This is a genomic window from Enterobacter cloacae complex sp. ECL414, assembly GCF_021869685.1.
Classification (GTDB): Bacteria; Pseudomonadota; Gammaproteobacteria; order Enterobacterales; family Enterobacteriaceae; genus Enterobacter; species Enterobacter kobei.
This window is the reverse complement of record NZ_CP091481.1, coordinates 4,017,335-4,038,226: the sequence shown is the minus strand read 5'-3', so window position 1 is coordinate 4,038,226 and position 20,892 is coordinate 4,017,335. Positions and strand designations below refer to the sequence as shown.

Below are 20,892 nucleotides of genomic sequence, written 5' to 3'. Positions count from 1 at the left end.
ATCAGCCGCCCATTGAGCGACTAGAGGTGCCTGACGCACTGCGCTGCATGCTGGTCTGTTTCGCCACAGACTCACCAAACCCACCGCGAGTAATGGTGTTGGTGGTCGCAGGTTTCGGCGCCATTGCGGTTTTCGGAACGGTCACGGTACGGCCCGGGGTTGCTGCGCCGTAGCCTTTGCCGCTGGCATCGGTATATTGACCATAGGCCGGGCTGGCCGGGTTTTTCGAGCTAAACAGCGGCTGCTGCTGGTAACCCGCGCCGCCACCCATCAGGCGGCCCATCATGTAACCTGCCATTAATGGCATCCAGAAGCTGCCGCTGGACTGCGCCTGCGCCTGATTTTCCGGCGCCATACCTGCCTGAGCTGGCGTCTGCTGGCACTGGCCTTCACCAAACTCCGCCACACAGTCTTCACGTGAGGCATACTTCGGCGCAGTGCGTTCCGCTTCTTTCAGCGCGTTGGTGTACGCCGTCTTACATTCTGCGGCCTGACCGGTTGCAGCGGAACAGTCATCTGCGTTTTGATACAGCGAAACCGTTTCGTCGTTTTTCTCACAGCCTGCCAGCATAAAGACAGCCGTAACCGCCAGCGCAACGGGCGTGAGGTGGCGCGCATTCCAGCTTTTGCGGAACGACGCGTGATTAATCGTTTTTGTCCGTTTCATATTTGTCTTCCAGGACCCAGTGGTAATAACGCTCAGGATAGAGGATGAGTGGTTGAAAATGAAGCGAAGAGGGGCGGAATCAGGGGGATCTTTACGTTGGCTTACGTTCGGGTGTGATTTTGCGCCGGGTGGCGCTTCGCTTACCCGGCCTACGATTAAGTAGGCCCGATAAGCGAAGCGCCATCGGGCAATGCTTAATGACGGAACGGGTTAGAACCGCTGCTTGCGGGGGCCGTGCTACGCGCGGCGGCTGGCTGTGCCGCAGGGGTGCTACCGTTAGCGTTGAAGTTATCAACGGCGGCAACCTGATCCGGGTTCTCAGGCGCGACGCTTTCTGGCGACGTTGAAACCGGTTTGCCCAACGTGCTGTTCAGCATCTGCAGATCCTGCTCGTTCAGCGTACCCAGAGCCTGTTTGATGTTCAGCTGGTTAATCAGGTACTGGTAACGTGCGCTGGAGAGCTGCTGTTTCGCGTTGTACAACGTGGTGGTCGCGTCGAGCACGTCAACAATCGTACGTGTACCCACGGAGTAACCGGCTTCCATCGCGTCCAGGGAGCTCTGTGCAGACACCACGGCCTGTTTATAGGCATTGATGCTGCTGATAGAGGCGTTCACGTTGTTGAAGGAAGAGCGAACGGTCTGCACCACGTTGCGGTGCGCGCTTTCCAGCTGCTCGCTCGCGCCAACAAAGTTGTACTGCGCCTGTTTCACCTGCGAGTTAACCTGACCACCCTGGTACAGCGGCAGGGAGAAGCTCAGGCCCACTTTGTTCTGGCCCATATTGCTGTCGTCATACTGTGACGTATTGGTTTTAGAGCCGCTGTAGCTGGTATCAGAGACGCCGGTAGACGCGCTCAGGCTCAGGGTTGGCAGGTGGCCGTCCTGCGCCTGACGAATTTGCTCGCGGGCCAGATCCTGGCTCAGACGCGCCTGCAGCAAGCTCAGGTTGCGGTTTTCCGCCTCTTTCAGCAGCGCGTTAACCGCCTGCGGTTTATCCGTCTTAAAGCTGTCCACGTTCAGAGAGGCCAGCTCAGGATAGTAGTTGCCGGTGACCTGACGCAGCGCTTCGAGCGCGTTGTCGAGGTTATTACGCGCGGTCACTTCGTTAGCCAGCACGGTGTCGTACTGTGAACGGGCGTTCTGTACGTCGGTGATCGCTACCAGACCCACGTTGAAGCGCTGGGTGGTTTGATCCAACTGACGGTAAATCGCCTGTTTCTGCGCTTCAGTGTAGGAGAGCGCGTCGATGGCGCTCAGCACGTTGAAATACGCGGTGGCCGTGTTCAGGATCAGCGTCTGCTGATCGGTCTGATAGGTGACGTCCTGAATACCCGCGCTCTTTTCCTGCAGGGTCAGGGCACGCCATTTGGACATATCAAACAGCGTCTGTGTTAATTGCAGTGAGGCGCTGGTAGCATTGGAGTTAACGCCGTTAGCGTCGCGGAAACCGTTGCTGTAGGTATAATCTGCACCTAAACCTAACTGCGGCAGCAGTGGGCTACGCGCTTCGTTAATCTTTTCAAACGCAGCATCACGATCGGCCGCTGATTTACGTAAATCAGGGTTGCCCAGACGTGCCTGCTGGTAGACCTGTAACAGGTTTTCCGCCTGGCTCATTGCACTGAAGCCCGTCAGGCTCAGGCCGATAAGGATGGGGAGCAATTTCTTCATTTGCATTCCTTGTTGTGAAGCAGTATTAGCGCTGATCTAATTAAAAAATAATTGCCGATTCTAACAGAATCATCCACACCAAAAGGTTGGCGTTACGTGCCATCTGGCGGTAATTTGCACCAATCTACCATATAGCCTTACAAACGGCAGCCAAACAGCCTTGAAATTCACAATTTCATCACCATTGCTACCAGGACTCGACTCATGCAAAAACCAGAAAAGTTGCCCGTGACATTCGCCAAAAACGATGTAGAAATTATTGCACGAGAAACGCTTTATAGCGGTTTTTTTTCAATGGATCTTTACCGTTTCAGGCATCGCCTGTTTAACGGTGAAATGAGCGGCGAAATCAGACGCGAAATTTTTGAGCGCGGGCATGCGGCTGTCTTGCTACCCTTTGACCCAGTGCGTGACGAAGTTGTGCTGGTGGAGCAGATCCGCATCGCCGCGTATGACGTCAGTGAGAGCCCGTGGCTGCTGGAGATGGTGGCCGGGATGATCGAAGAGGGCGAGACGGTTGAAGACGTCGCCCGCCGCGAGGCGCTGGAAGAGGCCGGGCTGGTGGTTGGTCGTACAAAACCGGTGTTGAGTTATCTGGCGAGCCCGGGGGGCACCAGCGAGCGCTTGTCCATCATGGTGGGCGAAGTGGACGCCACGACGGCGGAAGGGATCCACGGTCTGGCTGATGAAAACGAAGATATTCGGGTTCATGTGGTGAGCCGGGAACAGGCTTATCAGTGGGTAGAAGAGGGGAAAATCGACAACGCAGCGTCTGTCATTGCCCTGCAATGGCTGCAACTGCATTATCAGACATTACGAAACGAGTGGAAAAAATGAAGCGCTATACACCTGACTTCCCAGAAATGATGCGCCTGTGCGAAACCAATTTCGCACAATTGCGCCGCCTGCTGCCGAGAAATGACGCACCCGGCGAAACGGTAAGCTATCAGGTGAGCAATGCGCAGTATCGGTTAACGATAACAGAATCAACGCGCTACACTACGCTGGTCGAAATTGAACAAACGGCGCCCAGCATTAGCTACTGGAGCCTGCCGTCAATGACGGTGCGCCTCTATCATGATGCGATGGTCGCTGAAGTGTGTTCGAGTCAGCAGATCTTTCGCTTCAAGGCGCGGTATGATTACCCGAATAAAAAGTTGCATCAACGCGACGAAAAGCATCAAATTAACCAGTTTTTAGCCGACTGGCTAAGATATTGTTTAGCACATGGAGCAATGGCGATTCCGGTTTGTTAGCGTCATAAACCTACCTAAGGACACCATTTGGAAAGCCTGTTGAACCTGACTGTTGCTGGTGGGGCGCCAGTCAGGATATTACAAATCACCGATACCCACCTTTTTGCCGAAAAGCATGAGACGCTGCTCGGGGTGAATACCTGGGAGAGCTATCAGGCAGTACTTAGCGCCATTCACGCTGAACATCGCGACTGCGATCTGATAGTTGCAACAGGCGATCTGGCGCAGGACCAATCCTCCGCGGCCTACCAGCATTTTGCTGAAGGCATCGCGAGCTTTAGCGTGCCTTGCGTCTGGCTGCCGGGAAACCACGATTTCCAGCCCGCGATGTACAGCTCCCTTCAGGACGCGGGGATTTCTCCGGCGAAGTGTGTTTTTGCGGGTGAAAAGTGGCAGATCCTGCTGCTGGACAGCCAGGTATTTGGCGTCCCGCACGGTGAGTTAAGCGAGTTTCAACTCGACTGGCTGGAGACCAAACTGGCTGCCGAACCTGAACGTCATACCCTGCTGTTGCTGCATCATCATCCGCTCCCGGCGGGCTGCAGCTGGCTCGATCAACACAGCCTGCGTAACTCCGCCGCGCTGGATCGCGTGCTGACGAAGTTCCCCCGCGTGAAACATCTGCTGTGCGGACACATTCATCAGGAACAGGATCTCGACTGGAACGGGCGCCGCATGCTGGCGACGCCGTCGACCTGCGTGCAGTTTAAACCGCACTGTGCCAACTTTACGCTGGATACTATCGCGCCAGGCTGGCGCTGGCTGGAACTGCATGCCGACGGCACGCTGACCACGGAAGTCTGCCGTCTGGCAGGCGCACAATTCCGACCAGATACCGCTTCAGAAGGCTATTGATGTCTACGCTCCTTTATCTGCACGGATTCAACAGCTCGCCGCGCTCCGCAAAAGCGACACAGTTTCGCCAGTGGCTGAGCGAGCATCACCCCCATGTTGAGATGATTATCCCGCAGCTGCCGCCTTATCCGGCGGAGGCGGCGGAAATGCTCGAATCCATCGTGCTTGAACACGGCGGTGAATCGTTTGGTGTGGTCGGCTCATCGCTGGGCGGGTACTACGCCACCTGGCTCTCGCAATGCTTTATGCTGCCGGCCGTTGTGGTGAATCCGGCGGTACGGCCATTTGAGCTGCTGAGGGACTTTCTTGGTGAAAACGAGAACCCCTACACCGGGCAGCAATATGTGCTAGAGTCACGCCATATTTACGATCTCAAAGTTATGCAGGTCGACCCGCTTGAAGCGCCGGATCTCATCTGGCTGTTGCAACAGACGGGTGATGAAGTGCTGGATTACCGCCAGGCAGTGGCGTATTACGCATCCTGCCGCCAGACTATAGAAGAAGGCGGAAACCATGCTTTCACGGGCTTTGAGAATCATTTCAACCAGATTGTCGATTTTCTTGGACTGCACAGCCACTGACAATCAATGCGAATTGCTAGTTTAAATCATGACGCAAACCTATAACGCTGATGCCATTGAGGTCCTCACCGGGCTTGAGCCGGTTCGCCGCCGCCCGGGGATGTACACCGATACAACGCGCCCAAACCACCTGGGCCAGGAAGTTATTGATAACAGTGTGGACGAAGCGCTGGCGGGCCATGCCAAACGCGTTGACGTCATCCTGCATGCCGATCAATCGCTGGAAGTTATCGACGACGGGCGCGGCATGCCGGTGGACATCCACCCGGAAGAGGGCGTGCCTGCCGTTGAGCTGATCCTGTGTCGTCTGCACGCGGGCGGTAAGTTCTCCAACAAAAACTACCAGTTCTCCGGCGGTTTGCACGGCGTGGGGATCTCCGTGGTTAACGCCCTGTCCAAACGGGTGGAAGTGAACGTCCGTCGCGACGGTCAGGTCTATAACATCGCGTTTGAAAACGGCGAAAAGGTGCAGGATTTGCAGGTTGTCGGCACGTGCGGCAAACGCAACACCGGTACCAGCGTCCACTTCTGGCCAGACGAAAGCTTCTTCGACAGCCCGCGTTTTTCCGTTTCTCGCCTGACGCACCTGCTGAAAGCGAAAGCGGTGCTCTGTCCGGGCGTAGAAATCACTTTTACCGATCACGTCAACAACACCGAGCAGACCTGGTGCTACGCCGATGGTCTTAATGACTATCTGTGCGAAGCGGTAAACGGCCTGCCGACGCTGCCGGAAAAACCGTTCGTCGGTAACTTTAGCGGTGACACTGAAGCGGTGGACTGGGCGCTGCTGTGGCTGCCGGAAGGCGGCGAGCTGCTGACGGAAAGCTACGTCAACCTGATTCCAACCATGCTTGGCGGTACGCACGTCAACGGCCTGCGTCAGGGCCTGCTGGATGCGATGCGCGAGTTCTGCGAATACCGCAACATTCTGCCGCGCGGCGTGAAGCTGTCGGCGGAAGATATCTGGGATCGCTGCGCCTACGTGCTCTCCGTGAAGATGCAGGATCCGCAGTTTGCCGGCCAGACCAAAGAGCGTCTGTCGTCACGTCAGTGTGCGGCATTCGTCTCCGGCGTGGTGAAAGATGCCTTTACCCTGTGGCTGAACCAGAACGTTCAGGCGGCAGAGATGCTGGCTGAAATGGCGATTTCCAGCGCCCAGCGCCGTCTGCGTGCGGCGAAGAAAGTGGTACGTAAAAAGCTGACCAGCGGCCCTGCGCTGCCGGGCAAGCTGGCGGACTGTACCGCACAGGACCTCAACCGTACCGAGCTGTTCCTCGTGGAAGGGGACTCGGCGGGCGGGTCGGCCAAGCAGGCGCGCGATCGTGAATATCAGGCGATCATGCCGCTTAAGGGTAAGATCCTGAACACCTGGGAAGTCTCTTCAGATGAAGTGCTGGCTTCGCAGGAAGTGCATGATATTTCCGTAGCGATCGGTATCGATCCTGACAGCGACGATCTGAGCCAGCTGCGTTACGGCAAGATCTGTATCCTCGCGGATGCGGACTCCGATGGTCTGCACATTGCCACGCTGCTGTGCGCGCTTTTCGTGAAGCACTTCCGCACGCTGGTGAAAAACGGTCACGTCCACGTTGCGCTGCCGCCGCTGTACCGTATCGACCTCGGCAAAGAGGTTTATTACGCACTGACGGAAGAAGAGAAGGCGGGCGTGCTGGAGCAGCTGAAGCGTAAGAAGGGCAAGCCTAACGTCCAGCGCTTTAAAGGGCTGGGTGAGATGAACCCGATGCAGCTACGTGAAACGACGCTGGATCCGAATACGCGCCGTCTGGTGCAGCTGACCATCAGCGACGAAGACGAACAGCAAACGAATGCCATGATGGATATGCTCCTTGCCAAGAAACGTTCGGAAGACCGACGTAACTGGCTGCAGGAGAAGGGTGATATGGCGGATATTGAGGCCTGATGCACTCACCCACAGGGAGAGGGAATGGATCGTAGGCCCGGTAAGCGTGAGCGCCACCGGGCTTTTTTACATCAAAACTCCATCTTCACCGTAAACTGCACTTCACGCGGATCGCCGATTTGGTTGCCCAGATTATTGGTCGCGATAGATGACGTGTAGTAGGTCTTATCAAACAGGTTCTTCACGTTGACCTGCAGCGTCACCGGATACTGCAGCTTCATCTTGTACGCCGCAAACGCATCCGCCACGAAATAGCCCGGCAGATAATAATCCGCACCGTTGGTCGCTGAGCGACGGCTCACGCCATGTCCGCCGCCGCCGAGGGTCAGCGTATTCCCGGCAAACGCATTATGAATATCGTAGGTCAGGAACAGGGAACCGGTATGGCGCGGTACGTTTGGCAGCGGTTTACCCGCATAGTCCGGGTCTTCCAGCACTTTCGCGTCGGTATAGCCGTAGCTGGCGATAATGTTGGTGTTCTCCGTCAGCGACCCGGCGAGATCCACCTCTACGCCCTGAGAACGCACGCGGCCCGCGGTTTTGGCGATGGTTTCGCCTCCGATGCTTTCGGTATACAGCACGTTGCGTTTGTGAATATCAAACAGCGCGATGTTGGCAGTAACCCCGTCGAACAGGTCGAACTTTGCGCCCACTTCGTAGGCATTCGACGTTTCCGGCGGCAGGTCGCCAATATAGCTCGCTATGGACGACTGCGGCATAAACGTCTGGGAGTAGTTAGCAAACAGCGAAACGGACGGCGTGAGTTTGTAAACCAGCCCCAGCTTTGGCGTCCACTGTTCGTCGCGACTGTCGGTGTTAACGTTGAAAGGACGGCCTTTACCGGCGTACTGGGTGTAATACTGATAGCGCATCCCGGCGACGGCGATCCATTTATCGGTCAGGTACAGGGCATCCTGCGCGTAGGCAGAGTAACTCTCCTGCTTCAGCGTCTGGTCGCTGTCAGCGGCGGAGACGGTTGTACACTTGTCGAGTTTGCCGTAAACCGGATGGTAAATATTGAATCCTTTGACGTTCTTACAGCGCATCATGTCCGTACGCAGCAGATCGTAATTTTCATACGACACGCCGGTCAGGATCTCATTGTAAAAGCCCGCGATATCCACGTTGCCCTGCAAATCCGCGCGGGTGCTGTGCATGCGCTGGGTTGAGCCCTGGGTCGCATCCACGCGACGGGTCAGGTTACCGGTTTTGGCATCGTAGGCCATTACGCGGGCCTGGTTATCGCTGTATTTATCCTGGCTGTAGCTGTAGTCGAACTTCGCGGTCCACTGGCTATTAAGGCGGTATTCCGCGTTAAGCTGAGCGAGATCGGACTGCCCGTCAGTGATGTTAAACGGCTCGTCAAAACGGGTATTACGATCGACGTTCACCGGCTGTTTGGTGTTGAGGTCGAAGATCGTGCCGCGATCGAACGGCGTTTTATAGTCGCGGTGGGAATAGAGCACGGTCACCGTGGCATCATCGCCAAACCAGGTCAGGGAGGGGGCGATAAAGGTGCTGCGTTCGTTACCGAAATTGCGCCAGTAGTCCTCGTCCTGGTACTCCCCCGTCAGGCGGTACGCCAGACGGGTCCCGTCAATCGGGCCGGTCACGTCAACCTGTCCGGTGCCGCCGCCAAAGCTGGAGGAGGTGGCAGAAATTGCGCCGCCGAAGGTTTTCTCCGGGCGCTTAGTGACGACATTAATCAGGCCGCCCGGATCGAGAATGCCATAAAGCGTTGAGGCCGGGCCTTTCAGCACCTCCACGCGTTCGGTAGCGGCGTTGAAGCTACGCGGCAGGACGGTACGCAGACCGTTGGTCATGATCGAGCCGTCGCGGTTCGCGCCAAATCCACGGCGCACAAAGGCATCCTGCGTACCGCCCAGGGTGTTGGTCTGAACCACGTTGCTGACGTTATACAGCGCTTCATCGAGCGTGGTAGCGTGCTGATCCGCAAGCACTTTATCGCTGACGGTATTCACTACCTGCGGGATATCCAGCATGGGCATGGTGGTCAGCGTCGCGGTGGAGGTGTTCAGCGGCTGGTAGCCGTTGGTGGCCTCCGCCACGGCAGTGGGATCGGCGATAACGGTAAGCGTTTCGCCGTCTTTAGCCGTATTAGCGTCTGCGGCCTGTACCAGCGGTGCGATAAACAGCAGAGAAAAGAGCGCGCGCCCTTTTACCCCAGAGAGTGAAGGTGTGAACGTAGCCATTACATCTGTTATCCCGAAATATCCGTGAATCACCTTCACGGAAGAATGTGTGAGTCATTGCCCTTAATGGTCTGCTCGTTAGCCAGAACCGGCATCGAACATGTAATTGAGAATCATTCAATCATGCAGGCATGTAGTAGTAAATGAAAAAAGATAAAAATTGGCTACACAGGCGAAACGTGACGGAAATACAAAAGGTTAACCATTTAATTGATTGAAAAATAGATATTTATTTGTATTTTGTGTCGCGTATCAATGCCCCGTTACCCCTGGTTTTTTAAGGGTATTTCTTCACTTGACTACTACATGACGCGGCGGCAAACTCTCAAAAGAGAATGATTTTTATTTATATTTATTGCTGTTTTTCATTACGTTGGCATTCACGTGGCTCACAACACCCAAAAACCGGGACTGGTTCTGGAGAATCTTTCTGCCGGTTACCAGAAAAAAATCATCGTTGATGATATCTCCCTTGCGATCCCGCAGCAGAAAATAACCGTTCTGGTGGGCGCGAACGGCTGCGGAAAATCGACGCTGCTGAGTACGATTGCGCGCTTACTCCAGCCGCTGGGCGGCGCGGCCGTTCTCGACGGCAAGGCAATCCACGCGCAGCCGACGAAAGCGGTCGCCCGCCAGCTTGGCATCCTGCCGCAGTCGCCGCTGCTGCCGGAAGGGTTAACCGTTTTCGAGCTGGTCTCGCGCGGGCGTTTCCCGTGGCAGAATTTTATGCGCCAGTGGAGCGACGAAGACGAGCGGGCAGTGGAAGAGGCGCTGCGCCTGACCGGCACGGCGGAGTTTGCCCATAGGCCTGTCGAGAGCCTGTCCGGCGGCCAGCGCCAGCGCTGCTGGATCGCCATGGCGCTGGCACAGCAAACGCCGTATATCCTGCTGGATGAACCGACAACCTTCCTCGATCTCCGCTATCAGGTGGAAATCCTCGAACTGCTGCATACGCTGACCCGCGCGCATGGACGTACCGTGGTAGTGGTGCTGCACGATCTTAACTTCGCCGTGAATTATGGTGATTCACTGGTCTTTTTACGCCAGGGAAAAGTGGAGGGCGTATTACATGAGGGCGACGTCTGCACGCCGGCGTTGATTAAAGCGGTATTTGATGTCGACGTGCATATGTCCATCAATCCGCTGACCGGCAAACCGTTCTTTATGCCGTTCCGCCAGGTCACGGAACAGCCATGATGCGCACCTCTCTGGCTTTCCTGCTTTTCACCTTGCTGCTGGCGATGGGCGCGATTGCGCATCTGGGTATCGGTGCGCGTTTTATCGCCCCGAAGACGGTGGTGGAGGCCTTCTTCCATTTCGACCCGCGCAATTTCGACCATAACATCATTATCAAACTGCGGCTGCTGCGTCTCTGCGGCGCGATGGTGACAGGTGCTGCCCTCGGCGTCGCGGGCGTGCTGCTGCAATCCGTGATCCGCAACCCGCTCGGCGAACCGCATATTCTGGGGCTCAATGCCGGGGCGGCACTGGCGGTGGTACTGACGAGCGCGCTTGGGCTCACGCTGCCGTTTGGACGCCCACTGATTGCCGCCGCTGGCGCCGCTGCGCTGTTTCTGCTGGTACTGATGTTCTCCTCGTCCGGCCGCGCAGGACTTATGCCGATGAAGGTGACCCTGTGCGGCGTGGCGATGTCGGCGTTTGCCGCGTCGATTACCGCCACGGTGCTCATTCTGGATGAACAGACGCTGCTCGCCATGCGGACCTGGCTGGCGGGAGATTTAGCAGGGCTTAGCGGTGAAACGATCGCCGCTGCCCTGTGGGTGGCGGCCATGGGGTTTGTGCTGGCGCTCGGGTTATCGCCCTCGCTCAATATGCTGGCGATGGGCGACAGGATGGCGCAGGGGCTGGGCGTGTCGCTGCTGAAAACCCGCCTGCTCGCTCTGCTTTCTATCGCGCTGCTCTGCGGAGCGGCGGTCTCCCTCGCCGGGCCGATTGGCTTTATCGGCCTTGTGGTGCCGCAGCTCATTCGCCGTGTGGTGTCGGTCGATCTGCGCGTGATGGTGCCGCTCTCTGCCTTGTGCGGGGCACTGGTTCTGCTGCTGGCGGACATTGCTGCCCGCACGCTGTTTACGCCCTGGGAGCTGGCAACCGGCATCATGACTGCCCTGGTCGGCGCGCCCGTCTTTATCTTCATGGCTGCAAGGATGTTCAAATGAACCGGGCTGGATTGCGCGCGTTACGCGTGGGGGCTTTCTCGGCGCTGGTTCGTCCAAAAGCGCTGGTGTGCCTGGCCGTCCTGACGCTGGCGGCCTGCTTGCTTACCGCATTTGGCCTGACGCACGGCTCGCTTCCCGTTCCCGCATCCGCCATCGGGCGGGCGCTGTTTTATCCCGAAAGCCTGACCCCAGAGACGCACTACATCGTGATGGATATCCGTCTGCCGCGCCTGCTGATGGCGATACTGTGCGGCGCGATGCTCGGCATGGCTGGCGCAGCAATGCAGTCCATTACCCGCAATGGCCTGGCGGACCCGGGGCTTATCGGCGTGAAAGAGGGCTGTAGCGCGGCGGTACTGCTGCTGATTTTTCAGTTTCCGGCGCTGGGACTAGGCTGGCGGCCGCTGGTCGGCATAGCCGGAGGCCTACTCACTGCGCTGCTGGTGGTGGCCCTGGCGCGTGATATTTCGCGTCCACGATTCATTCTGATCGGCATCGGCGTTTCATGGGCCTTCGCCGCGGCAATGGGCGTCTTTATGACCACGGCGGACGTGCGCGACGTGCAGACGGCGATGCTATGGCTGGCGGGAAGCCTGCACGCGGCAAACTGGACGCTGGTCAGCATTGCGGCGGCCTGGTCGCTTCCGGCATTTGCGCTGCTGTTATTAACCGCCCGCGCTGCCGACGTGGCGCTGCTCGGCAACCACGCGGCGGCGGGGCTGGGGGTGCGCACAAACAGACTGGCGCTGCTGCGCGTTCTCGCCCCGGTGGTACTGACGGCGGCCTGCGTCTCCTGCGTGGGTAGTATTGGTTTTGTCGGGCTTATTGCGCCACATATGGCGCGCCTGCTGCTGCGCGGCGGGCAAACCGCGCTCCTGACGGGAAGCGCCGTGCTGGGGGCGCTGCTGGTGCTGCTGGCGGATAACGTCGGGCGGCTGGCATTCCTCCCGCTGCAGCTGCCTGCGGGCATTGTGATTTCACTGATTGGTGGACCCTTTTTCCTGCTGCTGCTCTGGCAGCGTCGGGACAGATTTTAGGAGACTATGATGCGCGTACTGTTTGCGATGCTGTTGCTGGTGGGCTTTGCGGTGGGTGCGGTCGAGCCGACCCAGACGTTTACGGACGATCTGAACCGGAAAGTGGTGGTACCGGTACATCCGAAACGGATCGTCTCGTTACACGATCTGGATATCACCATTCCACTGATTGAGCTTGGCGTACCGCCCGTGGCGAGCCATGGCCGCACGCGACCGGACGGTAGCCACTTTCTGCGGTCCAGCGGCATGTTGACCGGCGTCGACTTCGATAATTCCGACATCAAGTTTATCGGCACTGCCGATATCGACATTGAGGCCATCGCCGCGGCAAAACCGGACCTGATCATTACCGAGCCGACCCGCAACACGCCGGTGGAGCAGCTGGAAAAGATAGCCCCGACGGTGAGTATCGATCATCTCGACGGCGGCGCGCCGGAGATCTACCGCAAACTGGCGCAGCTGACGGGCACGCAGGCGCGGCTCAAGGTTCTTGAACGCCGCTATCAGGAACAAATCAAGGCGCTGAAGGCGACTATCGACACACGCAAAATCACCGTGTCGGTGATTCAGGCTAATCAGGGGAAAATCAACGCCATGCACAGCTACCATTCGCTGGGGCGCGTCCTGCGTGATGCCGGGTTTACCTTCCCGCCGCTGATTGAGTCCATCCCGGAGGGCGGGCGGATTGACGTCAGTGCTGAACGGCTGCCGGAGCTGGATGCTGATTTCGTTTTCGCTACCTGGCGCGGGGATACGGGCGGCAAACCGCAGGATGAGCTGGCAGCGATGGATGCGGTCATGCCCGGCTGGTGCCAGTTCCTGAATGCCTGCCGAACCGGCCACTACGTACTGATCTCGCGCGAAGAGGCCATCTCGAACTCGTTCGCCTCGTTAGGGCTCATGGCCGCGCAGGTGCAGTCGCAGATTGCCGGACGTCCTTTGCCGGAGGCGTCACGATGAGCCGAAAAGTCGATGTTTTCGGCGACCGCCTCCGCTCGCGGGCGCACCAGCTTACGCCGCGGCTGCTGCTGGTGGCGCGCTATATCAATGAAAATCGTGAAGCGGTGATGGAACAGACGGCGATGGAGATCGCGACGCTGCTTAAAACGTCGGATGCTACCGTCGTCCGCGCCATCCAGGCACTCGGTTTTGGTGGATTGCGCGATCTCAAGCAGACGCTGGAGCAGTGGTTTGGTCCGGTGGTGACCTCCAGCGAAAAGATCTCCACCACGGTGAATACGCTTACCAGCGACGTCAATGCGAGCATTGATTTCGTGCTGGAGGGGCACCAGCATACCTGTAACGTCTTGTCTGAACCCCACAACCGCCTCGCGATGGCGCAGGCGGTCTCACTGCTGGCTCAGGCGAGGCAGGTTGCCCTATTTGGTATTGGCGCGTCCGGGATTCTGGCCGAATACACTGCCAGATTGTTCAGCCGGATGGGACTCCCCGCCATGCCGCTCAACCGTACCGGGATAGGGCTTGCGGAACAGTTGATTGGGCTCCAGCGCGGCGATGTGCTGATCATGATGGCGCAAAAATCTGCGCATCGGGAAGGACAAACCACGCTGCGCGAGGCGAAACGCCTGGGGATCCCCACCGTTTTGCTGACCAATGCCACCGACTCACAATTCAGTAAAGAGGCCAGCGTGGTGATCCACGTCCCGCGTGGCGGAGAGAAGGGTAAAATCCCGCTTCATGGCACGGTGCTGCTGTGTCTGGAGATGATTGTTTTATCCGTTGCCTCCACCGAGCCGCAGCGCACCATTAAGTCGATGAAGCGTATCAATGAGTTGCATCGTGGGTTAAAGCCGGGGAAGAAAAGCGGTTAAAAACAGTCGGGGGTAACCCCGACTCGTTGATCACGCTTTAGGAATACGCAGCGTCTGGCCCGGGTAGATTTTATCCGGGCTGGAGAGCATAGGGCGATTGGCCTCGAAAATCTTGTTGTACTGGTTGGCATCGCCGTACACGGTTTTGGAGATGGCGCTCAGGGTATCGCCGGATTTTACCGTATAGTAGGTGGCTTCATCTTTGGCATCGGTCGCGGTGATATTGTTCTCCACTTCGCTGACGCCCGCGATGTTCCCGACGGCGACCTGGATTTTCTCTTTCTGCTCCTGGGTCAGCCCGTCGCCCGTTACGCTGGCTTTGCCGTCGGTAACGTTAACCTGGACTTTGTCTGAACCGGGAATGTTGAGTTTCTTGAGGTGCTCGGTGATTTTGTCGCCCTGGCCTTTATGATCGGTCAGGTTATCCCACAGCTTTTCGCCTGCTTCTTTGACGAAGTTAAAAAGACCCATTCCATCCTCCTGTTAATCATGAAGTCAGAATAAGCATAGCAGTTGAGGTTTAAGGTGCTAAAAAAGCCCGGTGGCGCTAACGCTTACCGGGCCTACGGTTCAGGTTTTGTAGGCCGGGTAAACGCAGTGCCACCCGGCAAATTCCACGAACTTAAACCCCTTGCTCCAGAATACGGATGTGGGTCTCCAAAACGTCACCTTTCACCGCATCGCTCCACGCTTTCATATGTGCGGTCTGCAAATGCGCTTCAAGATGGGCGACGGTTTCCCACTGCTCAACCATGATAATGGAGTCTGGCGCGGTGGCCTGGAAGCTTGCGTCGGTAGCGGCGTCCACCATCGGCGCGTAGCCGTGGCAGCCTTCTTCTTTCAGTACGGTTGGGATAATTTTCGCGAACTGATCCAGCACCGCCTGACGGTGATGTTGACCTGGACGAGTACGGATTTCTGCGATTACTGTAAGCATGGTTACTACTCCTTTAATTCCAGGCTACCAGTTAAGCAAAAATTTTCGCGAGATGCTTGCGATATTCTGCGATATAGCTCGGGACGTCCGGCATTTTAATCACGTCGTTGACGATAAAGGTCGGCAGCGGATCCATCCCCAGGAACTGGTTCGCCTTGTGGAATGGCAGATACGCACCGTCGACACCCACGCCTTCAAAGAACTGATCTTTTTCGGTGAAGGCTTCCAGAGGAGCGTTCCAGGTCAGGGAAAGCATATATTTTTTGCCCTGAATCAGACCGCCGGAACCGTATTTTTTCGACGCGTCTGAACGGGGGCGGCCGTCGCTGGCATACAGTGAACCGTGACCTTCGGTGAAGACGTCGTCCATGTACTTTTTCACCGTCCACGGTGCGCCCATCCACCAGCCCGGCATCTGCCAAATCACCACGTCGGCCCACAGGAAGTTCTGCACTTCCGCCTTCACGTCATACTCGCTGTCCGCACGCACGACCTTAACATCATGCCCGGCGTCGCGCAGGAAACCATCCGCGACCTCGGTCAGGGTGTCATTCAGTTGGCCTTTAGAGTGCGCAAATTCTTTTGCGCCGTTGATAATCAAAATGTTGCTCATTATTTGTCCTCGTGACTGAGAGTATGCCGGGTATTCTACGCGCGAGGACGGAGCGGAAAAATGAGCAAAATGTGCAAAGTCTTTTGCGTTAAATGCAATAATCTTTTACCAGCTGACGTTCACTTCGAAGCCGCCTTCAGGGGCGTTGCCCAGCGCGACGTGCATTCCGTGCAGGGCGGCGATGCGTTTCACAATGGATAACCCCAGCCCGCTTCCGGTGGCATCCTGACCTGGCGGACGGTAAAAGCGCTCGCCGAGACGCGCCAGCGCATCGGGGGAAATACCCGGGCCGTTGTCGCGCACGGTAAAGCGACGCGCATCCAGCGTCACATCGACCACGCTGCCGCGCGGACTGTAACGGGTGGCGTTATCCAGCAGGTTACGTACCAGCAGGCTCAGGAGCAGTTGCTGACCCGTGCGCGTCACCTCTGGCGCGTTAATGTTCAGACGAATATCAATGCCCGCCTGCTGCGCCGGAGGGTAGATATCCATTACCGCGGACTGCAGCAAATCGGCCATCGCTATCTGTTCTACACCGTCCAGGCTGTCCAGCGAGTCCAGACGCGACAGCGTGAGGAGCTGATCCACCAGGCGGGACGCGCGATCGATGCCCGCGTGCAGCTGCGTCAGCGCTTTTTCCTGCGCCTGCGGATCGTCCTGAGAGAGCTGCGCCACGTCGGTTTGCACCTTCAGCGCCGCCAGCGGGCTGCGTAATTCATGGGCGGCATCGGAGGTAAAGCGGCGCTCGCGGGTCATCATCTCCTGGGTACGCGCAAAGAGATGATTCAGCGAGTCGAGCAGGGGGCGCACTTCCGCCGGTACGCCCTGGATGGGCAGGGCATCGGTGGCATCCGGCGAGCGCGCGCGCAGGGTCTGTGCCAGCTTTTTCAGCGGTTTCAGTTCCCGACTCAGCAGGACAATAAGCAACAGCAGCATTACCGGCAGCGCCACCTGCCAAGGCGTCAGCTGTGAGCTGACGACGTCGAGCGCCATATCCTGCCGGTACTCCCACTCCTGGCCGACCACCACGCGGTATTTCCCGTCTGGCGAGGTCAGCCATAAAAAGCGCCATTCGTCGTTATCGTCCTGAAGCCGTCCGTCGTCAAAGCCGTCACGGCGATAGTGATACGGGATATCGCGGCCGTTTTCGCCGTCGTTCAGGATCATCGTGCCGTCTGAAGCGTAAATCGCAAAGGCCAGCGCATCGTCGTCAAGATGCCCGTGTTTGGCTTTTTTCGGCACCTCACGCATGCGCGCTGGCGCATGAAGCTCGTCCAGTTCCATCGTCAGCAGTCGTTTGGCAAACAGCATCTGCTGCGTATCGAACAGCTTATCCAGCTTGTGGGTGGTCTGCTGCCAGGCCACCAGGCTGGCGGCGAACCATGCTGTCAGAGAGAGGACTAAAAACAGCAGCGTCAGGCGCAGCTTCAGGCTCAATTTCATGCGTCACCCAGGGTATAACCGATGCCGTGTACGGTGCGGATAAAGTCGCTTCCGAGCTTGCGGCGTAAATGATGAACATGGACTTCGACGGCGTTGCTGGAGACGTCATCGTCCCAGGTATAGAGTTTTTCCTCGATCAGCTTGCGCGGCAGTACCCGGCCTGCATTACGCATTAACAGCTCCAGCAGCGCGAACTCTTTAGGCTTAAGCGTTAACGTTTCGCCATCCAGCGTGGCGATAAGGCTCGCTGGATCGAGCGTGACCTTGCCGTGGCGCAGTTCGCTGCGCGTCTGGCCGTGGCTGCGGCGCACCAGCGCTTCAAGGCGGGCAGCCACTTCGATCAGGGCGAAAGGCTTACAGAGATAATCGTCCGCCCCGAGGCGCAGCCCTTCAACACGCTGGTTCAGCGCATCCCGCGCCGTCAGGATCAGTACCGGCTCGCTGTGTCCGCCTTCACGCCAGGCGCGCAGAATGTCCAGACCGTCAATTTCCGGCAGCGTCAGGTCCAGCACCACGGCATCATAGGGCGCGGAAGCGAGCGCGGCCTGCCCGGTTTTCCCCTCGGTAAACCAGTCCACGCTAAAGCCCAGTTTGCTTAAGCCCGCTTTGATGCCATCGCCGATGAGCTTGTCATCTTCTACCAGTAAAATGCGCATGTTCCCTCCTTGATGCCGCCAGTAAACCCTCTCTAAGCGGCTGGTGTACAGTAAAAATAAATAAATTTTCCCCTTAAGAAGTTGTTAAGGATTACCCTGTTTAATGGACTGCGAAACGACATTAAAGGGAGAGATTACGATGAAAAAATTCGCTGCAATTGCTGCCATCATGATGATGACCACCGCGCCGGTCTTTGCTGCTCAGGGCGGTTTTAGTGGCCCATCCGCCACGCCGGCCCAGACGCAAACTCAGCAGGGCGGTTTTGTCGATAACAACGCCAACCTCACCACCGCGGCTAAAGTGAAAGATCTGAAGGACGATGCCTGGGTGAAGCTGCGCGGGAACATTACCGAGCGCCTGTCCGATGACCGCTACACCTTCCGCGATGAGTCCGGTACGGTGGTGGTCGAAATTGACCACAAGCGCTGGAACGGCGTGACCGTGACCCCGCAGGATAAAGTGGAGCTGCAGGGTAAAGTCGATAAAGACTGGAACGAGTTTGAAATCGATGTGAAGCAGGTTATCAAGCTGAACAAATAACCCGAAAAGGGCCGCTCACCCGGTCCTTTTTCTTTGTGACTCAACTCGTCAGATAGGGTAGTATCTGCGGCAATATTGCCTGAAACCCATCGGTTTCTGAGTTGAGGAATCACACGTAATGAGCGATATGGCAGAGCGCCTCGCGCTACATGAATTCACGGAAAACGCCTACCTGAACTACTCCATGTACGTCATCATGGACAGGGCGTTGCCGTTTATCGGGGATGGCCTGAAGCCGGTTCAGCGCCGCATCGTCTATGCGATGTCCGAACTGGGGCTGAACGCCACCGCCAAGTTCAAGAAATCCGCCCGTACCGTCGGTGACGTGCTGGGTAAATACCATCCGCACGGCGACAGCGCCTGTTATGAAGCGATGGTCCTGATGGCGCAGCCGTTCTCTTACCGCTATCCGCTGGTGGATGGTCAGGGGAACTGGGGGGCACCGGACGATCCGAAATCCTTCGCGGCGATGCGTTATACCGAATCTCGTCTCTCTAAGTATGCCGAAGTGCTGCTGGGCGAGCTGGGTCAGGGAACCGTTGACTGGGTGCCAAACTTCGACGGTACGATGCAGGAGCCGAAGATGCTGCCTGCGCGTCTGCCAAACATCCTGCTGAACGGTACCACCGGTATTGCGGTCGGTATGGCGACAGATATTCCGCCCCACAACCTGCGTGAAGTGGCGAAAGCCGCCATCACCCTGATTGAGCAGCCTAAAACGTCGCTCGACGAGCTGCTGGATATCGTTCAGGGGCCGGATTATCCGACTGAAGCGGAAATCATCACCTCGCGTGCGGAAATCCGCAAAATCTACCAGAACGGTCGCGGCTCCGTGCGCATGCGCGCGGTGTGGAATAAAGAAGACGGCGCTGTGGTGATCACCGCGCTGCCGCACCAGGTTTCCGGCGCGAAAGTGCTGGAGCAGATCGCCTCCCAGATGCGCAATAAAAAGCTGCCGATGGTGGACGACCTGCGCGACGAATCTGACCACGAGAACCCGACCCGTCTGGTGATCGTGCCGCGCTCCAACCGCGTGGACATGGAGCAGGTGATGAACCACCTGTTTGCCACCACCGATCTGGAAAAAAGCTACCGCATCAACCTGAACATGATCGGTCTTGACGGACGCCCGGCGGTGAAAAACCTGCTGGAGATCCTCTCCGAATGGCTAACGTTCCGTCGCGATACGGTCCGCCGTCGTCTTAACCATCGTCTGGAGAAAGTGCTGAAGCGCCTGCATATCCTCGAAGGTTTGCTGGTGGCGTTCCTCAATATCGACGAAGTCATTGAGATCATCCGTACCGAGGACGAGCCGAAGCCGGCCCTGATGTCGCGCTTTGGCATCAGCGAAACGCAGGCGGAAGCGATCCTCGAACTGAAACTGCGCCATCTCGCCAAACTGGAAGAGATGAAGATCCGCGGTGAACAGAACGAACTGGAAAAAGAGCGCGATCAGCTGCAGGCGATCCTCGCGTCCGAGCGCAAGATGAATAACCTGCTGAAGAAAGAGCTGCAGGCGGATGCTGATGCCTTCGGCGACGATCGTCGTTCTCCGCTGCACGAGCGCGAAGAAGCGAAGGCGATGAACGAGCATGACATGCAGCCTTCCGAGCCGGTGACAATTGTGCTGTCGCAAAGCGGCTGGGTGCGCAGCGCCAAAGGCCATGATATCGACGCGCCGGGTCTCAGCTACAAAGCCGGAGACAGTTTTAAAGCGGCGGTGAAAGGCAAGAGTAACCAGCCGGTGGCGTTTATCGACTCCACCGGTCGCAGCTACGCCATCGACCCGATCACGCTGCCTTCCGCGCGCGGCCAGGGCGAACCGCTTACCGGTAAGCTGACGCTGCCGCCGGGGGCGACGGTTGATCATATGCTGATGGAGGCCGATGACCAGAAGCTGCTGATGGCGTCTGACGCGGGTTATGGCTTTATCTGTACCTTTAACGATCTTGTGTCGCGTAACCGTGCCGGTAAAGCGCTGATTAGCCTGCCGGATAACGCTCGCGTGATGACGCCGCTGGTGATCGAGAACGAAAGCGATATGCTGCTGGCGATCACCTCCGCCGGACGCATGCTGATGTTCCCGGTCAGCGACCTGCCGGAGCTGTCGAAAGGGAAGGGCAACAAGATCATCAACATCCCGTCGGCGGAAGCCGCGAAAGGTGAAGATGGTCTGGCGCACCTCTTCCTGCTGCCGCCGCAGAGCACGCTGACCATTCATGTTGGCAAGCGTAAGATCAAACTGCGCCCGGAAGAGCTGCAGAAAGTGGTGGGCGAACGCGGTCGTCGCGGTTCGCTGATGCGCGGCCTGCAGCGTATCGACCGTGTGGAGATAGATTCACCGGCGCGCAGCAGCGCGGGTGACAGCGAAGAGTAGTCTCGTGATATCCCCCTCCGTCCGGAGGGGGAAGTTCAATAAAATTTCCCGTAAAATCGTTGTTAATTCGTGCGTTGCGATTAACAATACGCGCTCGTAATAAAGTCCTTACC

General features: G+C 57.5%; 20 protein-coding genes. 12 read left to right on the top strand and 8 right to left on the bottom strand.

Features of this window, described 5'->3' with window-relative positions:
• Window position 1: 1 nt before the first annotated feature.
• Window positions 2-667 (bottom strand): DUF1190 family protein, encoded by a 666-nt coding sequence (locus L3068_RS19365; RefSeq protein WP_014885260.1) that lies wholly within the window; start codon window positions 665-667, stop codon window positions 2-4.
• A gap of 194 nt (window positions 668-861) precedes the next feature.
• The gene (tolC, locus tag L3068_RS19360; protein WP_086527700.1) at window positions 862-2,346 is read right to left on the bottom strand and encodes an outer membrane channel protein TolC; all 1,485 of its coding nucleotides are present in this window, start codon (window positions 2,344-2,346) and stop codon (window positions 862-864) included.
• A 198-nt stretch (window positions 2,347-2,544) separates the two neighbouring features.
• On the opposite strand from tolC, the gene nudF reads away from it, so the two are divergent.
• From nudF to parE, 5 genes are read left to right on the top strand one after another with little or no spacing between them, the layout of a single operon-like run.
• Complete coding sequence (gene nudF / locus L3068_RS19355; RefSeq protein WP_008502974.1) at window positions 2,545-3,177, top strand: ADP-ribose diphosphatase; 633 nt, start codon at window positions 2,545-2,547, stop codon at window positions 3,175-3,177.
• Entirely contained in the window at window positions 3,174-3,596 is a 423-nt protein-coding gene (locus tag L3068_RS19350) for a DUF1249 family protein (RefSeq protein ID WP_003862516.1), read from the top strand. Before nudF ends, L3068_RS19350 begins: the two co-directional genes overlap by 4 nt.
• A 27-nt stretch (window positions 3,597-3,623) precedes the next feature.
• Window positions 3,624-4,451, top strand: coding sequence for a 3',5'-cyclic-AMP phosphodiesterase (cpdA, locus tag L3068_RS19345; RefSeq protein WP_014885258.1), 828 nt, complete (start codon window positions 3,624-3,626; stop codon window positions 4,449-4,451).
• On the top strand, window positions 4,451-5,032 hold the full coding sequence (yqiA, locus tag L3068_RS19340) for an esterase YqiA (protein WP_014885257.1): 582 nt from the start codon (window positions 4,451-4,453) through the stop codon (window positions 5,030-5,032). The genes cpdA and yqiA overlap by 1 nt, the downstream gene beginning before the upstream one ends.
• 28 nt (window positions 5,033-5,060) lie before the next feature.
• Entirely contained in the window at window positions 5,061-6,953 is a 1,893-nt protein-coding gene (gene parE / locus L3068_RS19335) for a DNA topoisomerase IV subunit B (RefSeq protein WP_014885256.1), read from the top strand.
• Between the two features lie 71 nt (window positions 6,954-7,024).
• Here the strand turns inward: parE and L3068_RS19330 are convergent, their stop codons facing one another.
• Complete coding sequence (locus L3068_RS19330) at window positions 7,025-9,166, bottom strand: TonB-dependent siderophore receptor (RefSeq protein ID WP_014885255.1); 2,142 nt, start codon at window positions 9,164-9,166, stop codon at window positions 7,025-7,027.
• A gap of 384 nt (window positions 9,167-9,550) precedes the next feature.
• On the opposite strand from L3068_RS19330, the gene L3068_RS19325 reads away from it, so the two are divergent.
• Genes L3068_RS19325 through L3068_RS19305 form a run of 5 tightly spaced genes read left to right on the top strand, consistent with a single transcriptional unit; the run spans window position 9,551 to window position 14,212 of the window.
• Window positions 9,551-10,363, top strand: coding sequence for an ABC transporter ATP-binding protein (locus L3068_RS19325; protein ID WP_014885254.1), 813 nt, complete (start codon window positions 9,551-9,553; stop codon window positions 10,361-10,363).
• Window positions 10,360-11,343, top strand: a complete 984-nt coding sequence (locus L3068_RS19320) for a FecCD family ABC transporter permease (RefSeq protein ID WP_023331314.1) — start codon at window positions 10,360-10,362, stop codon at window positions 11,341-11,343. The genes L3068_RS19325 and L3068_RS19320 overlap by 4 nt, the downstream gene beginning before the upstream one ends.
• The gene (locus L3068_RS19315; protein WP_117582182.1) at window positions 11,340-12,380 is read left to right on the top strand and encodes a FecCD family ABC transporter permease; all 1,041 of its coding nucleotides are present in this window, start codon (window positions 11,340-11,342) and stop codon (window positions 12,378-12,380) included. The genes L3068_RS19320 and L3068_RS19315 overlap by 4 nt, the downstream gene beginning before the upstream one ends.
• A gap of 9 nt (window positions 12,381-12,389) precedes the next feature.
• Window positions 12,390-13,340 (top strand): iron-siderophore ABC transporter substrate-binding protein, encoded by a 951-nt coding sequence (locus L3068_RS19310; RefSeq protein WP_063861897.1) that lies wholly within the window; start codon window positions 12,390-12,392, stop codon window positions 13,338-13,340.
• Window positions 13,337-14,212, top strand: coding sequence for a MurR/RpiR family transcriptional regulator (locus L3068_RS19305; RefSeq protein WP_014885250.1), 876 nt, complete (start codon window positions 13,337-13,339; stop codon window positions 14,210-14,212). The genes L3068_RS19310 and L3068_RS19305 overlap by 4 nt, the downstream gene beginning before the upstream one ends.
• 30 nt (window positions 14,213-14,242) lie before the next feature.
• Here L3068_RS19305 and lysM read toward each other — a convergent pair whose 3' ends face one another.
• The 5 genes from lysM to qseB form a co-directional block, all read right to left on the bottom strand.
• A complete protein-coding gene (gene lysM / locus L3068_RS19300; protein ID WP_014885249.1) occupies window positions 14,243-14,683 on the bottom strand; it encodes a peptidoglycan-binding protein LysM in 441 nt (146 codons plus the stop codon).
• Window positions 14,684-14,834: 151 nt separating this feature from the next.
• Window positions 14,835-15,149 carry a putative quinol monooxygenase gene (locus L3068_RS19295; protein ID WP_008502984.1) on the bottom strand — a complete coding sequence of 105 codons (315 nt, stop codon included), beginning with the start codon at window positions 15,147-15,149 and terminating at the stop codon, window positions 14,835-14,837.
• A 31-nt stretch (window positions 15,150-15,180) separates the two neighbouring features.
• Window positions 15,181-15,762, bottom strand: a complete 582-nt coding sequence (locus L3068_RS19290) for an NAD(P)H-dependent oxidoreductase (protein ID WP_236904763.1) — start codon at window positions 15,760-15,762, stop codon at window positions 15,181-15,183.
• Window positions 15,763-15,867: 105 nt separating this feature from the next.
• Window positions 15,868-17,205, bottom strand: a complete 1,338-nt coding sequence (qseC, locus tag L3068_RS19285) for a quorum sensing histidine kinase QseC (protein ID WP_117582184.1) — start codon at window positions 17,203-17,205, stop codon at window positions 15,868-15,870.
• Complete coding sequence (qseB, locus tag L3068_RS19280; RefSeq protein ID WP_014885245.1) at window positions 17,202-17,861, bottom strand: quorum sensing response regulator transcription factor QseB; 660 nt, start codon at window positions 17,859-17,861, stop codon at window positions 17,202-17,204. The genes qseC and qseB overlap by 4 nt, the downstream gene beginning before the upstream one ends.
• Window positions 17,862-18,000: 139 nt before the next feature.
• On the opposite strand from qseB, the gene L3068_RS19275 reads away from it, so the two are divergent.
• Window positions 18,001-18,402 carry a YgiW/YdeI family stress tolerance OB fold protein gene (locus L3068_RS19275; protein ID WP_014885244.1) on the top strand — a complete coding sequence of 134 codons (402 nt, stop codon included), beginning with the start codon at window positions 18,001-18,003 and terminating at the stop codon, window positions 18,400-18,402.
• A 118-nt stretch (window positions 18,403-18,520) separates the two neighbouring features.
• On the top strand, window positions 18,521-20,779 hold the full coding sequence (gene parC / locus L3068_RS19270; RefSeq protein ID WP_014885243.1) for a DNA topoisomerase IV subunit A: 2,259 nt from the start codon (window positions 18,521-18,523) through the stop codon (window positions 20,777-20,779).
• Window positions 20,780-20,892: the final 113 nt, after the last annotated feature.